Source organism: Streptomyces sp. NPDC015220 (assembly GCF_043079345.1).
Classification (GTDB): Bacteria; Actinomycetota; Actinomycetes; order Streptomycetales; family Streptomycetaceae; genus Streptomyces.
In genome coordinates, this window is sequence record NZ_JBIBUK010000029.1 from 29,279 (window position 1) to 43,114 (window position 13,836).

Annotated in this window: 13 protein-coding genes and 1 pseudogene; 7 read left to right on the forward strand and 7 right to left on the reverse strand. The window is 74.2% G+C overall.

Going from position 1 to position 13,836, the window contains the following annotated elements:
• Nucleotides 1-22: 22 nt before the first annotated feature.
• On the forward strand, nt 23-1,669 hold the full coding sequence (locus ACF061_RS34890; protein ID WP_392271033.1) for a DNA repair helicase XPB: 1,647 nt from the start codon (nt 23-25) through the stop codon (nt 1,667-1,669).
• On the opposite strand, the gene ACF061_RS34895 is transcribed toward ACF061_RS34890, so the two are convergent.
• Both ACF061_RS34895 and ACF061_RS34900 read right to left on the reverse strand, forming a co-directional pair.
• Nucleotides 1,624-2,814 carry a glycosyltransferase 87 family protein gene (locus tag ACF061_RS34895; RefSeq protein ID WP_392271034.1) on the reverse strand — a complete coding sequence of 397 codons (1,191 nt, stop codon included), beginning with the start codon at nt 2,812-2,814 and terminating at the stop codon, nt 1,624-1,626. The genes ACF061_RS34890 and ACF061_RS34895 overlap by 46 nt on opposite strands.
• Nucleotides 2,815-2,831: 17 nt before the next feature.
• A complete protein-coding gene (locus ACF061_RS34900; protein WP_392271035.1) occupies nt 2,832-3,014 on the reverse strand; it encodes a hypothetical protein in 183 nt (60 codons plus the stop codon).
• Nucleotides 3,015-3,345: 331 nt separating this feature from the next.
• Here ACF061_RS34900 and ACF061_RS34905 point away from each other — a divergent pair, with 331 nt between their 5' ends.
• On the forward strand, nt 3,346-5,436 hold the full coding sequence (locus ACF061_RS34905) for a HelD family protein (protein ID WP_392271036.1): 2,091 nt from the start codon (nt 3,346-3,348) through the stop codon (nt 5,434-5,436).
• 373 nt (nt 5,437-5,809) lie between these two features.
• Here the strand turns inward: ACF061_RS34905 and ACF061_RS34910 are convergent, their stop codons facing one another.
• Both ACF061_RS34910 and ACF061_RS34915 read right to left on the reverse strand, forming a co-directional pair.
• Nucleotides 5,810-6,532, reverse strand: a complete 723-nt coding sequence (locus ACF061_RS34910; RefSeq protein ID WP_392271037.1) for a copper homeostasis protein CutC — start codon at nt 6,530-6,532, stop codon at nt 5,810-5,812.
• Between the two features lie 88 nt (nt 6,533-6,620).
• Nucleotides 6,621-7,301, reverse strand: coding sequence for a maleylpyruvate isomerase family mycothiol-dependent enzyme (locus tag ACF061_RS34915; protein ID WP_392271038.1), 681 nt, complete (start codon nt 7,299-7,301; stop codon nt 6,621-6,623).
• A gap of 126 nt (nt 7,302-7,427) precedes the next feature.
• Here ACF061_RS34915 and ACF061_RS34920 point away from each other — a divergent pair, with 126 nt between their 5' ends.
• Nucleotides 7,428-8,081: a hypothetical protein gene (locus ACF061_RS34920; protein WP_392271039.1), complete on the forward strand. Its 654-nt coding sequence runs from the start codon at nt 7,428-7,430 to the stop codon at nt 8,079-8,081.
• 150 nt (nt 8,082-8,231) lie between these two features.
• Nucleotides 8,232-8,711: pseudogene (locus ACF061_RS34925) on the forward strand (GNAT family N-acetyltransferase); the annotation flags it as partial.
• Here ACF061_RS34925 and ACF061_RS34930 read toward each other — a convergent pair.
• Complete coding sequence (locus ACF061_RS34930; RefSeq protein WP_392271040.1) at nt 8,693-8,971, reverse strand: DUF4031 domain-containing protein; 279 nt, start codon at nt 8,969-8,971, stop codon at nt 8,693-8,695. The pseudogene ACF061_RS34925 and the gene ACF061_RS34930 overlap by 19 nt on opposite strands.
• A 79-nt stretch (nt 8,972-9,050) precedes the next feature.
• Nucleotides 9,051-9,434, reverse strand: a complete 384-nt coding sequence (locus ACF061_RS34935) for a hypothetical protein (protein WP_392271041.1) — start codon at nt 9,432-9,434, stop codon at nt 9,051-9,053.
• A gap of 56 nt (nt 9,435-9,490) precedes the next feature.
• On the opposite strand from ACF061_RS34935, the gene ACF061_RS34940 reads away from it, so the two are divergent.
• The 3 genes from ACF061_RS34940 (at nt 9,491) to ACF061_RS34950 (ending at nt 12,279) form a co-directional block, all read left to right on the forward strand.
• Nucleotides 9,491-10,444 (forward strand): MurR/RpiR family transcriptional regulator, encoded by a 954-nt coding sequence (locus ACF061_RS34940; protein WP_392271042.1) that lies wholly within the window; start codon nt 9,491-9,493, stop codon nt 10,442-10,444.
• 154 nt (nt 10,445-10,598) lie between these two features.
• On the forward strand, nt 10,599-11,534 hold the full coding sequence (murQ, locus tag ACF061_RS34945) for an N-acetylmuramic acid 6-phosphate etherase (RefSeq protein WP_392271043.1): 936 nt from the start codon (nt 10,599-10,601) through the stop codon (nt 11,532-11,534).
• Between the two features lie 160 nt (nt 11,535-11,694).
• Entirely contained in the window at nt 11,695-12,279 is a 585-nt protein-coding gene (locus ACF061_RS34950) for a hypothetical protein (RefSeq protein ID WP_392271044.1), read from the forward strand.
• 34 nt (nt 12,280-12,313) lie between these two features.
• On the opposite strand, the gene ACF061_RS34955 is transcribed toward ACF061_RS34950, so the two are convergent.
• On the reverse strand, nt 12,314-13,786 hold the full coding sequence (locus ACF061_RS34955) for an MFS transporter (protein WP_392271045.1): 1,473 nt from the start codon (nt 13,784-13,786) through the stop codon (nt 12,314-12,316).
• Nucleotides 13,787-13,836 lie beyond the last annotated feature (50 nt).

Sequence of the window (13,836 nt, forward strand, 5' to 3'; positions counted from 1 at the left end):
CCGCATGGAAAGGGCGCTGCGCGTGAATGGTCCCCTGATCGTCCAGTCGGACAAGACCCTGCTGCTCGAGGTCGACCACGAGCAGGCCGACGAATGCCGCCGCGCCATCGCGCCGTTCGCCGAGCTGGAACGGGCGCCCGAGCACATCCACACCTACCGGGTGACTCCGCTCGGCCTGTGGAACGCGCGGGCCGCCGGGCACGACGCCGAGCAGGTCGTGGACGCGCTCGTGCAGTACAGCCGTTACCCGGTACCGCACGCGCTGCTCGTCGACATCGCCGAGACGATGGACCGCTACGGCAGGCTGACCCTGTCCAAGCACCCGGCGCACGGGCTGGTGCTGACCACCACCGACCGGCCGGTGCTGGAGGAGGTGCTGAAGTCCAAGCGGATCGCTCCGCTGGTCGGCGTGCGCATCGACCCGGACTCCGTGGCCGTGCACCCCTCCGAGCGCGGGCAGATCAAGCAGGTGCTGCTGAAGCTGGGCTGGCCCGCCGAGGACCTCGCCGGGTACGTCGACGGCGAGGCGCACCCGATCGAACTGCGCGAGGACGGCTGGGCGCTCAGGCCCTACCAGAAGCAGGCCGTGGAGAACTTCTGGCACGGCGGCAGCGGGGTCGTGGTCCTGCCCTGCGGGGCGGGCAAGACGCTGGTCGGCGCGGGTTCGATGGCCCAGGCGAAGTCCACCACCCTCATCCTCGTCACCAACACCGTCTCCGCCCGGCAGTGGAAGCACGAGCTGGTGAAGCGGACCTCGCTGACCGAGGACGAGATCGGCGAGTACAGCGGGACGAGGAAGGAGATCCGCCCGGTCACCATCGCCACGTACCAGGTGCTCACCACCAAGCGGAAGGGCGTCTACCCGCACCTCGAACTGTTCGACTCCCGGGACTGGGGTCTGATCGTCTACGACGAGGTCCATCTGCTGCCCGCGCCGGTCTTCAAGTTCACCGCCGATCTCCAGGCCCGCCGCCGGCTGGGCCTGACCGCGACGCTCGTGCGGGAGGACGGCCGCGAGTCCGACGTGTTCTCCCTGATCGGGCCGAAGCGGTTCGACGCCCCGTGGAAGGAGATCGAGGCGCAGGGCCACATCGCGCCCGCCGACTGCGTCGAGGTCCGGGTGAACCTGACCGACTCCGAGCGGCTCGCCTACGCCACCGCCGAGACCGAGGAGAAGTACCGCTTCTGCGCGACCACCGCGACCAAGCGGAAGGTCACGGAGGCGATCGTCCGCCGTTTCGCCGGGCAGCAGATCCTGGTCATCGGCCAGTACATCGACCAGCTCGACGAGCTCGGCGAGCACCTGAACGCCCCGGTCATCAAGGGCGAGACGTCCAACGCGCAGCGCGAGAAGCTCTTCGACGCCTTCCGCGAGGGCGAGATCAACGTGCTCGTGGTGTCGAAGGTCGCCAACTTCTCCATCGATCTGCCGGAGGCCACCGTCGCCATCCAGGTCTCGGGCACCTTCGGCTCCCGCCAGGAGGAGGCCCAGCGCCTCGGCCGCGTGCTGCGCCCCAAGGCCGACGGCCACCAGGCCCACTTCTACTCGGTGGTGGCCCGCGACACGATCGACCAGGACTTCGCCGCCCACCGCCAGCGCTTCCTGGCCGAGCAGGGCTACGCCTACCGGATCATGGACGCTGACGAGCTGCTGGCGGGCGGAGTCTGACGGGAGGCGTCCCCGGGCCCGTCCCGGCGCCGCACCCACCCGGCGGCCGCCAGCAGGGCCAGCGCCAGCAGCGCGTACGGCGACGCCGGCGGCTGCTGCCACCACGGCAGGCGCAGGACGCGGTCGCCGGCGTGCGGGACCAGCCACATCGTGCGGGCCGTGAAGCAGACGACGGCGACCGCGGCCCAGCCCCGGCGGCCCTCGGCGAGGAGCACGGCGATCAGCGGCACGCACCACACCCAGTGGTGCGACCAGCTGATCGGTGAGACGAGCAGGGCGGTCAGGGCCGTGAGCAGGACGCCCCACCGGGCCCGAGGCGCCCGCCGGGCGAGCCACAGGCCGACGGCGGCCACCGCGAGCGCCGGCAGCAGCCAGGCGAGGCCGGGCGACGGGTCCCGCAGCAGGCGGGCGGCCATGCCCTGGAGGGACTGGTTGTCGACGATCCACGGCCTCCCCACCCGGTCGGACCGGTAGAAGAGCCGGGTCCAGTACTCGACGCTCGCCGCGGGCAGCACGAGCGCGCCCACGGCGACGGTCCCGGCGAACGCCGCCGTCGCCGTGGCCGCCTCGCGGCCGCGGCCGCGCAGCAGCAGGTAGACGACGAAGAGCCCCGGGGTGAGCTTGACGCCGGTCGCGACGCCGAGCGCGGCGCCCCTGCCGCGCGCGCCGGGCGGCCGGGTGAGGTCCCACAGGACCAGGCAGGCGAGCGAGAGGTTGATCTGCCCGTACCAGAAGGTCTGGAAGACCGGTTCGAGCCAGACGGCGAGCGCCGTAGCGGCGCACAGCGTCCGCGCCCGCACCGGGCGCTCGGCGAGGCGGGCGGACAGCCGGACGAGCCAGGCGAGCAGCAGCGCGTTGCCCGCGCAGAACGCCGCCTTCACCGCCGGGACGGGCAGCCACGCGGCCGGCACGAACAGCACCGCCGCGAACGGCGGGTACGTGGCCGGCAGCCGCCCCTCGGTGACCGTGAACCCGTACAGGTCGTGGCCGTGCAGGACGGCCGCGCCCTCGGCCCGGTAGACGACCGCGTCGGGCATCGGGACCCGCAGGACGGCGAACAGGACCCCGAGGGCGGTGAAGGAGACGACGAGGAGGGCGAGGGGGACCGCCGTGCGCGACCGGAGGGCCACTGTCCGTTCTGTCACGGACCGACCCTAGAAGGTCACTTGCGGCGCACGCCCGCTTCCTCGCCGTACTCGCCGAGGACGACCACGTCGAACGCGGCGCCCGCGAAGACCTTCACGGCGTGCAGGACGTCGCCCAGACGGTGGTGGTGGCTGCCCTGGACGGCCGTGGCGCCGGCCGGACGGGCAGCGGTTGCGGGATGGATGGTTGCTGCACTCATGGCTCAATGGTGGATCGGGGGACATGAGGCCGGCATCGCTCTGCGGAGCCAACCTCCTTGCCCTCCACGTACCCCTCTGGAGGGAGCGCACCCCCTACGCCCGGCAGGTGACTCCCCCTAGGGGACGAGCGGGCGGCCCCGGAAAACCGGTTGGCCTCCGCCAACGCGAAGACCTACAATCTCCGCTCTTGCCCGCCTCCCCACGGAGAGCCGCCGACCGGACGGAAACCGGTCGGCAGAACCCGCGCCCAGCCGCACCGCGGCCGCGTCCGGCGCAACAACCGCACCAGGCACAGCCGCCTGTCCCGTAGGTCCTCCGGAGGCACTTCCCTTGTCCACGCCCGCCGACGCCGCCCCGACCGCCGAGAACCCCCTCACCCGCGAGCGCTCGCACCTCGCCGCCTCCCGCGCCGCCCTGCGGGCCATGCGCGAGGACGTCGAGTCGCTCGACATCCGCGACGTCACCGCCAACTGGGTCAACGCCGAGGTACTCGCCCGCCAGATCGACGAGCGCATCAAGGCACTGGCCGACCTCAGCGACACCCCGCTGTTCTTCGGCCGCCTCGACTACTCGCACGCGCCGGGCGCGGAGCAGGCGGAGGGCGCGCGGGGCGAGCGCTTCTACATCGGGCGGCGGCACGTGCACGACGCCGACGGCGACCCCATGGTCATCGACTGGCGCGCACCGGTCTCGCAGCCGTTCTACCGGGCGTCCAGGAAGGACGCGATGGACGTCGCGCTGCGCCGCCGCTTCGGCTACACCGGCGGCGACCTCACGGCGTACGAGGACGAGCACCTGTCCGACCCGGCCGAGGCGGCCACCACCAGCAAGCTGCTCCAGCAGGAGATCGAGCGCCCGCGCGTGGGCCCGATGCGCGACATCGTGGCGACCATCCAGCCCGAGCAGGACGAGATCGTACGGTCCGGCCTGGGCGGCACCGTCTGCGTCCAGGGCGGCCCCGGCACCGGGAAGACCGCCGTCGGCCTGCACCGGGTCGCCTACCTCCTCTACGCCCACCGCGAGCGCCTCGCCCGCACGGGCACCCTCGTCATCGGGCCGAACAAGTCCTTCCTCCACTACATCGAGCAGGTGCTGCCGGCCCTGGGCGAGCTGACGGTCCAGCAGGCGACGGTCGACGACCTGGTCGCCCATGTGGAGGTGCGCGGGAGCGACGACGCGGCGGCCGCGGTCATCAAGGGCGACGCGCGCATGGCGGAGGTCCTCAGGCGGGCGGTGTACTCCCACGTCACGATGCCCACCGAGCCGGTCGTGGTGGTGCGCGGCTCCCGTCGCTGGCGCGTCCCGGCCTACGAACTGGAGGACATCGTCCGCGAGTTGCTGGACCGAGGCATCCGCTACGGCGCGGGCCGCGCGGCCCTGCCGCAGCGCATCGCGCACGCCGTGCTGGTGCAGATGGAGCGCGCGGGCGAGGCCCCGGACGACCGGGTGCAGGACTCGGTCGCCCGCAACGCGGCGGTGAAGGCCGCGGTCAAGGCGCTCTGGCCGCCGGTCGACCCGGCGAAGCTGGTGCTGCGGCTGCTGACGGACGCGGACTTCCTCGCCGAGCACGCCGACGGCGTCCTCACCGAGGAGGAGCGCAAGACGATCCTGTGGGCGAGGCCGGTGCGGTCGGTCAGGTCGGCCAAGTGGTCGGCGGCGGACGCGGTGCTGATCGACGAGACCGCGGATCTCGTCGAGCGGACGCACTCCCTGGGCCACGTGGTCCTGGACGAGGCGCAGGACCTCTCCCCCATGCAGTACCGGGCGGTCGGCCGGCGCTGCACCACCGGCTCCGCGACCGTCCTCGGCGACCTCGCGCAGGGCACCACGCCGTGGGCCACCCGCACCTGGGAGGAGGCCCTGGCCCACCTCGGCAAGTCCGAGGGGGTCATCGAGGAGCTGACCGCCGGTTTCCGCGTGCCGACGGACGTCATCGCCTACGCCTCCCGGCTGCTTCCGCACATCGCCCCGGGCCTGGCCCCGGTCGCGTCGGTCCGGGAGAACCCGGGCTTCTTCGAGGTCCGTACGATCACGGGCGCCGCGGGGGACGCTCCCGAGGATCCCGCCGGGGCGGCGGAGGTGGTCGCCGCCTGCGCGGAGCTGCTGCGCAACGAGGGCTCGACCGGCCTGATCGCCGCCGACGCCCGCGTCCCCGTCCTCGCCGAGGCGCTGACGGCGGCCGGGCTGACGTACCTGTCCCCCGGCCAGGAGACGACGGCCGAGACCCGGCTCACCCTGGTCCCGGCCTCACTGGCCAAGGGTCTCGAGTACGACTACGTCGTCCTCGACGAACCGCAGGCCGTGGTCGACGGCGAACCCGACGAACGCACCGGCCTGCGCCGCCTCTACGTGGCCCTGACCCGAGCCGTCTCGGGTCTGATCGTGGCCCACGCGGCCCCGCTCCCGCCGCAGCTGTCCTGACCGGCCGCCCGCACCGGACGCGCCGCCCCGCCCGCACCGGGCGCGCCGGCCGGACCGCGACGGCGACCGCACCCCGCCCGCACCGGACGCGCCGGCCGGACCGCACCGGACGCGCCGGCCGGACCGCGACGGCGACCGCACCCCGCCCGGCAGGCCGGCCGCGCACCCGGCGCCGCGACCGCACTCCGCGCGGTGGACCGGCCGCGTTTCCGCGCCCATGCCGCGCCACCGACCCGCCGCACCACGGCCGCACCCCGCGCCACCGGCCGGCCGCGCCACTACCGAGCCCCGCTCCGCGCGCGGCCGGCGCGGAAGGCGTCGGCGGCCTCCTTCGCGGGCGGGGCGGGGTGTGCCACTGCGGGCCCGCCGCACCTCACACGGCCGGGCGCTGGACCGCCTCGCCGTCGAGCACCGAGCGCCACTCCGCCACCGCGCCGACGGAGACCGGCCCGGCCCACCCGGTGGGCCGGGCCGCTCCGCCGATGTGGAAGGCGTCGATGCCGGCCGACCGCAGGGCCGGCACATGGTCGAGCCGCAGACCGCCGCCCACCATGATCCGCGGCTCGTAGCCGGGCTCCCCGCTGCGGGCCGCCTCCGCGACCAGGACGGGCAGTCCGTCGTCGACGCCGCCGGCCGCGCCCGCCGTCAGGTAGGTGTCGAGGCCGGGCAGGCCGTCCAGCTGCTTGCGCAGGGCGTCCCGGTCGACGGCCCGGTCGATCGCCCGGTGGAAGGTCCACCGGCACCCGTCGAGCTCGCTCACCACCCGCTCCACGGCCGCGAGGTCCGCTCCGCCGTCCGCGTCGAGGAACCCGAGCACGAACTCCTCGGCGCCCGCCTCCCGCAGTTCGCCGACGGCCCCAGCCAGCCTGTCCACGCCCCCGGAACCGCCCGCGGCGAATCCGTCCGCGAGCCGCACCATCACGCGCAGCGGAATGTCGACGGCGGCGCGGATCCCGGCCACGGTCCCGGCCGACGGGGTGAGCCCGTCGGCCGCCATGTCGGTGACCAGCTCGAGGCGGTCCGCGCCTCCGGCCTGGGCGGCGACCGCGTCCTCGATGTCGAGGGCGATCACCTCCAGGACTGCACGCATGCTCATGGGACCCCTTTCCTCGGTTTCCCCTGGGGCTTGACAGGTCTAGTCCAATCTCAGGGTACGCCGAGCAGGTCCCCGGAGGGGGGGCCGGTCACCGGAAGATGTTCAGTTCTCCCTTCTCCACGCCCGCGAGCTCGTACCCCGTCCCGGCCGCCGGGGCCGGGCGTCCCGCGTAGAGCCGTACCAGTGTGGCGGCGTCGCCGATGTAGCGCGCCGGGGGCCGCTCGCCGCTCACGTCGCCGAACCGCAGCGGCTCGTCCAGGTCGTCCAGGTCGGCGTGGAGCGGCAGAAGGCCCTTCTCCCGGGTGACCCGGCCGAGGAGCGTCAGCGCGTGCGGCAGTCCGGCGCCGGCGTACGCCCCCGGCTCGCCGAGGGTCTCGCGCACATCGCCGGCGTGCACCCACTCCCCGAGCGCGATCAGGTCCAGCACGCCCCCGGCCTCCGCGATCAGCGGTCCGGCCTCGGTCATCCCCCGTTCCAGCTCGTCCACCACCCGGGCGTGCGGCCAGCCGGACCGCTCGGCGATGTCCCGGTCGTTGGACTCGGGCGAGAACACCCCCTTCTCGAACCGGTTTTCGACCACCCTCGTCAACACGGCGGAACAGTGCGCGATCAGGTCCCGCACCGACCACCCCGGACACGCGGCGGTCGGCAGCGCGAAGTCCGCCTCCGGCCGCGAACGCAGCAACGGAACGAGCGCGTCCCGCTCCATGGCGAGCAGCAGCCCGGGCAGTTCCGGGTCCCGTACCTCGTGCGGATCAGCAGAAGTCATGGCTCCACGCTAGGGCTATCCGGCCCGCACCAACGGGCGCGCGGGCCCGGCACGCCCTTTTTCCGACATGACCCGAACGCGAGACTTCGCACGCACGGCGCCCCCGCCCGGCGGGAGAATGAGCGCATGGCCGAACACGCCGACCCCGTCGCGCTCCGCGCCCGCTGGCTGCGGACCCTGCTCTCGGCACGGGAGGGCGCCCGCGACCCCGACCCGCTGCCGTACGCCGACGCCCTGCTGCGCCGCTGGCAGGAGCCGCAGCGGCACTACCACACGCTCACCCACCTCACCGCCGTGCTCGACCACGTCGACGTCCTGGCGGAGTACGCCGCCGACCCCGACGTGGTCCGGCTGGCCGCCTGGTTCCACGACGCGGTGTACCTCCCGGAGCGCTCCGAGAACGAGGAGCGCTCCGCGCGGCTCGCCGAGCGCGCGCTGACCGAGGCCGGGGTGCCGGCGCGGAAGACCGCCGAGGTGGCCCGCCTGGTCCGGCTCACCGTCACCCACGACCCGGCGGGCGACGACCGTGACGGCCGGGTCCTGTGCGACGCCGACCTCGCGATCCTGGCCGCGCCCCCGTCGGCGTACGCCGCCTACACGGCCGGCGTCCGCGAGGAGTACCACTTCGTCCCGAACGACGCCTTCCGCCGGGGCCGCGCCGATGTCCTGCGCCAACTCCTCGCCCTGCCCCGCCTGTTCCGCACCCCGTACGGCGAACGGCACTGGGAGGCCACGGCGCGCTACAACCTCGCCTCCGAGCTGGAGATGCTGACGGCGTGACACCGCCGGGGCGCCGGCCCGGCCGGTCCGCCTCCCGCGGCCGTATTCCGCACCCGCCGCCCCGACCTGTGCCATCGTGTCGGTCGTACCGGTCGAACACGGGGAACGAGGACGATGACAACACCTGACGGACACGACGGCACGATCCGCATACCCGCCGAACGCCTCATCCTGGAAGGCGTCACCCCGGCCGCGGCGCGGGATCTGAGCACCGGCGGGGACGGCGGCTTCCGGTGGATCGAGGGCGGCCCCTTCGAGGGCACGCGGATCGCCGCCGGGATGACCGTGAAGGCGCACGAGAGCGGGGTGCACCGGCCCGAGTGGGGTGTCTTCGTGCTGGTGCGGCGGGATGACGGGCGCGCGGTCGGCGCGATGGGCTTCCACGGCGCGCCCGACGAGGACGGGCGCGCCGAGGTCGGCTACGACCTCGCCGAGGCGGGCCGCGGCCGGGGCTACGCCACCGAGGCGCTGCGCGCGCTGTCGGCCTGGGCGCTGGCCCGCGACGACGTGCACCGGCTGCTCGCCACGGTCGACCGGGACAACATCCCCTCCCAACGGGTTCTCACCCGCGCCGGTTTCGTCCAGGTGGACGACGCGGAGGAGCTGCTCGCCTACGAACTGCGTCCCTGAGAGCGGCGCTTGCGGCGGCGCAGCCCGGCCGCGTGCAGCAGCCGCACCACCTCCCGGCTGCTGACCTCGACCGCCCCCGCCGCCACCGCTTCGGGGTAGCGGTGGGCGGGCAGGTCGTAGTGGTCGCGGTCGAAGGCGCGCGGGGGCACGCCCAGGGTGGCGGCGAACAGGTGCAGTTCGTCGTAGGACAGGTCGCTGACGAGGTGGGACCACATCCGGCCGTGCCCCGGCCAGTTCGCCGGGTCGATGTAGATCGTCACGCCGTCGCCGTCACGCTCACCGCCGACGCCGCCGCCGTGCGGACGTCCACCGCCGCCCCCGCCGCCGTACGGGCGGCCGTCACGAGGTGGCTTTCCCGCCCGTGGCCCGGGCCAGCGCTCCCACCGGCGCGACCTTCACGCCCGCCTTGGCGCACACCCAGTGCGGGTCGGGGCCGAGTTCCGGCTCCACGTCCAGCGCGTGCGGGTCGCCGTAGCCGCACACCGGGCACAGCGGCCAGCGGCCGTACCGCTCCAGCAGCGCGTCCTGCACGTCCTGGGCGACCAGGCCGGCCACGTACCGCGCGCCGTCCGGCCACTGCTCCACCCACCATCGGCGCTGGACGACGGAGTCCTCCACGAGGGAGACCACGTCCGCCTGGGCGACCTCGCCCGCGACCAGATCGGCGAGTACCAGGGCGCGCGCGGCGTGCAGAGCCTGCTCCAGCGGGCTGATGGGGTCCATGCCTCCATTGTGCGCACTCTTGACCACACGTCCGCTCGGAAAATAGCTTTCATGGTGTGACCCAGGACGTGAAGGAAAGTTTCGCAGGCTCGGGCACCAGGGGCGCCCCGGACAGCGCGCCGCCCGCGCCCGCCGCGCTCGCGGCGAAGGTGCGCACGCTCGCGCCCTCCATGACCCGCTCCATGCAGCGGGTCGCCGAGGCCGTGGCGGGCGACCCGGCCGGCTGCGCGGCCCTCACGGTCACCGGCCTCGCCGAGCTGACCGGCACCAGCGAGGCGACCGTCGTGCGCACCGCCCGCCTGCTCGGCTATCCCGGCTACCGCGACCTGCGTCTCGCCCTCGCCGGGCTCGCCGCCCAGCAGCAGTCCGGCCGCGCGCCCGCCATAACGACCGACATCGCGGTGGACGACCCCATCGCCGACGTCGTCGCCAAGCTCGCCTACGACGAGCAGCAGACCCTCGCCGACACCGCCGCCGGCCTCGACACCGTCCAGCTCGGCGCGGCCGTCGGCGCCCTGGCCACCGCCCGCCGCACGGACGTGTACGGCGTCGGCGCCTCCGCCCTGGTCGCCCAGGACCTCACCCAGAAGCTGCTGCGCATAGGGCTGATAGCGCACGCGCACTGCGACCCGCACCTCGCCGTCACCAACGCGGTGCAACTGCGCACCGGAGACGTGGCGATCGCCATCACCCATTCGGGTTCCACCGGGGACGTGATCGAGCCGCTGCGGGTCGCCTTCGAGCACGGCGCGACCACCGTCGCGATCACCGGCCGTCCCGACTCGCCCGTCACGCAGTACGCCGACCACGTCCTGACCACCTCCACGGCCCGCGAGAGCGAGCTGCGTCCGGCGGCGATGTCCTCCCGCACCAGCCAACTGCTCGTCGTCGACTGCCTGTTCGTGGGGGTGGCGCAGCGGACCTACGAGACCGCGGCGCCGGCCCTGGCGGCTTCGTACGAGGCACTGGCCCACCGGCACAGCCCACGCGGCGGGGACCGGCGCCCGTAGCCCGGCGCCGGAGCGTCCGGCGCCACCGCGGCCGGGCGCCGCAATGGCCGTGGCCGGGAAGCGGAGAGGTACGAGCCCGTGCGGAACCGCGCGTACACCTCCACCAAGTCAGTCAGTCAGTCGTATCGCCGTCGCACGAAGAGAGCCGCCCCTCATGACCTCCACGCCCCACTACCGTGAGCTGCGCTCCGAGTTGGAGTCGCTGACGACCGAGGCGTTCCGCCCGGAGCTGGCCGAGATCGACCGGCTGCCCACCCTGGAGATCGCCCGGCTGATGAACGCCGAGGACGCGACCGTGCCCGCCGCGGTGGCGCGGCGGCTGCCGGAGATCGCCGCCGCGATCGACGCGGTGGCGCAGCGGATGGCGCGCGGCGGCCGGCTGATCTACGCGGGCGCGGGTACGGCGGGCCGGCTGGGGGTGCTGGACGCCTCGGAGTGCCCGCCGACCTTCAACACGGACCCGTCGCAGGTCATCGGGCTGATCGCGGGCGGCGCCGAGGCCATGGTGACCTCGGTGGAGGGGGCGGAGGACTCGCGCGGGCTGGCGGTCGAGGCGCTGGACGCCCTCGGCCTCACCCGGGACGACACGGTGGTCGGCGTCTCGGCCTCCGGCCGCACCCCCTACGCCATCGGCGCGGTCGAGCACGCCCGTCGGCTGGGCGCGCTCACCGTCGGCCTGGCCTGCAACTCCGGCAGCGCGCTGGCCGCCGCCGCCGAGCATGGCATCGAGATCGTCACCGGCCCCGAACTGCTGACCGGTTCGACCCGTCTGAAGGCCGGCACGGCCCAGAAGCTGGTGCTGAACATGATCTCGACGATCACGATGATCCGGCTGGGCAAGACCTACGGGAACCTGATGGTCGACGTGCGCGCCTCCAACGACAAGCTGCGCGCCCGCTCCCGCCGGATCGTCGCCCTGGCCACGGGCGCCGGGGACGACGAGATCGAACGCGCCCTCGCGGCCGCGGACGGCGAGGTGAAGACCGCCATCCTGGTCCTCCTGGCCGACGTGGACGCCGGCACGGCCACCCACCTCCTGACCCGGTCCTCGGGCCACCTCCGCACGGCCCTGACCCACGCGGGGACCTGACGGGGGCGAGGCGGATCCGGGCCGGGGACCCGGACGCGGCGGCGGGGAGGGCGGAGGCGGCGGCAGGGCCGCGGGAGCGCGGGCCGTGCCCCGCGGTGTGGCGCGGATCCCCCCTCCTCCCCCACCGGCCCCGGGCCCGGCGGCCTACGCTGGGAGGGCCATGAACCATGCCCAGCTCACCGCCCTCGGGCGGGCCCTCCGGCTCCTCGGCGAGCACGGGGAGGCGCTCACCGCCGACACGCCCGACGCCAAGCTGCACGAGGTGAAGGGCGACCTGCGGCGCGCCCTGGACCTGCTGGAGGAGAGCGTCACCACGGCCGCGGCCGCCACCCGGTGCCCCGAGCATCCGAACGGGCCCGTCGACGACAGCGCCCCCGACCTCTGCCTGCTGTGCGAGACCCGGCGGCGGGCCGCCCGCCGCTCCGAGGTCGACGGGGCGTATCCGCCGTACGCCCGGCCGGGCGGCGAGCCCGCCGCCCCCGCGCCGTCCCGGTACGGCGTGCGCGAGGACCGGCCGCAGCCCCAGCAGCGCTGGCTGCCGGAGCTGTGGAACGGGCGGGAGTGGCAGCTGTGCGGGACCCCGCGCCGGGACCGGCGCGAGGCCGAGCTGTTCATCGCCGCCCAGCGGCGCGCGCCGCGCGCCGCGATGGCGTACCGGCTCGTGCACGAGTTCACCGACTACGAGGTCGTGCGGGTCTGGGGCACCCCGGTGCGCGTCGACATCGAACCGCTCGGGAACATGTAGTCCGCCGGGCCCGCGCGGTCGGTGCGCGGACGTGCTACGCCTTCACCGCCGGCTTCTCCTGCCCGCTCGCCGCGGCGACCGGCTCGCCCGTGGCGGCGACCCGCTGGCGCGGGATGAAGGAGGCGACGGCGAAGCCGAGCAGTGCGGCGCCCGCGCCGAGGCCCAGGACCGTGCGGAAGCCGTTCTCCGAGGGCAGCGCGTAGGGGCCGAACCGCGTGGTCATGTGGGCGAGCACCACACCGGCCACCGCGCTGGCGGTGGAGGTGCCGATGGAGCGCATCAGGGTGTTGAGGCTGTTGGCCGCGCCGGTCTCGGAGGCGGGCACGGCGCCCATGATCAGCGTAGGCATCGCGCCGTAGGTGAAGCCGATGCCGGCGCCGATCACGCAGGACGCCAGCACGAAGTGCCAGACCTGGCTCATGAGCGCGATGTTGAGGCCGTAGCCGGCCGCCACGATCAGCGCGCCGATCATCAGCGTCACCTTGGGTCCCCGGGTGCGTGAGACGGCCGCCGAGACCGGGGCGACGGCCATCATCACCAGTCCGGAGGGGGCCATGACGAGGCCGGAGACGAGGAGCGACTCGCCGAGGCCGTAGCCGGTCTGCGCGGGCAGCTGCAGCAGCTGCGGGATGACCAGGGACATCGAGAACATCCCGAAGCCGATCGCGATGGAGGCGAGGTTCGTCACCAGCACCTGGCGGCGGGCCGTGGTGCGCAGGTCCACCAGCGGTTCCCGCACGCGCAGTTCGAAGAAGCCCCAGGCGACGAGGATGACGACCGCCGCCGCGAACAGGCCCAGGGTGGTGGCGCTGCCCCAGCCCCAGTCGGCGCCCTTGGAGATCGCCAGCAGGAGGCACATCAGGCCGGCCGCCATGCCGAGGGCGCCCACGACGTCGAAACGGCCGCCCGAGCGCACCTTCGACTCCGGCACCAGGAACAGCACCAGGGCCGCCGCGACGACGCCCATGGCCGCCGAGGCCCAGAACAGCACGTGCCAGTCGAAGTTCTCGGCGATGACCGCGGCGGCGGGCAGACCGAGGGCGCCGCCGACGCCGAGCGAGGCGCTCATCATCGCGGTCGCCGAACCCAGCCGCTCGGCGGGCAGTTCGTCGCGCATGATGCTGATGCCGAGGGGGATCACACCGGAGGCGAGGCCCTGCATCGCCCGTCCGACGATCATCGGCGTCAGGGAGTCGCTCACCGCGGCGGTGACCGAGCCGGCCACCAGCATGCCGATGCTCACCAGGAGCATGCGGCGCTTGCCGTACATGTCGCCGAGGCGGCCCATGACCGGGGTGGCGACGGCGGCGGCGAGCAGCGTGGCGGTGATGACCCAGGCGGCGTCCGACGCCGAGGCGTGCAGCAGCTTGGGCAGCTCCGAGACGATCGGGATCACCAGGGTCTGCATCAGCGAGACCACGATGCCGCCGAAGGCCAGTACGGCCACGACTGCGTTGGGGTTGGGCGGGGCCTCGGCCGTGGTGGGCCGGACCTGTGCGTCGGACATGAGGGACGTCTCCGTGGAGGGCAGGGGTACTTGACTCAGGCAACCATAAT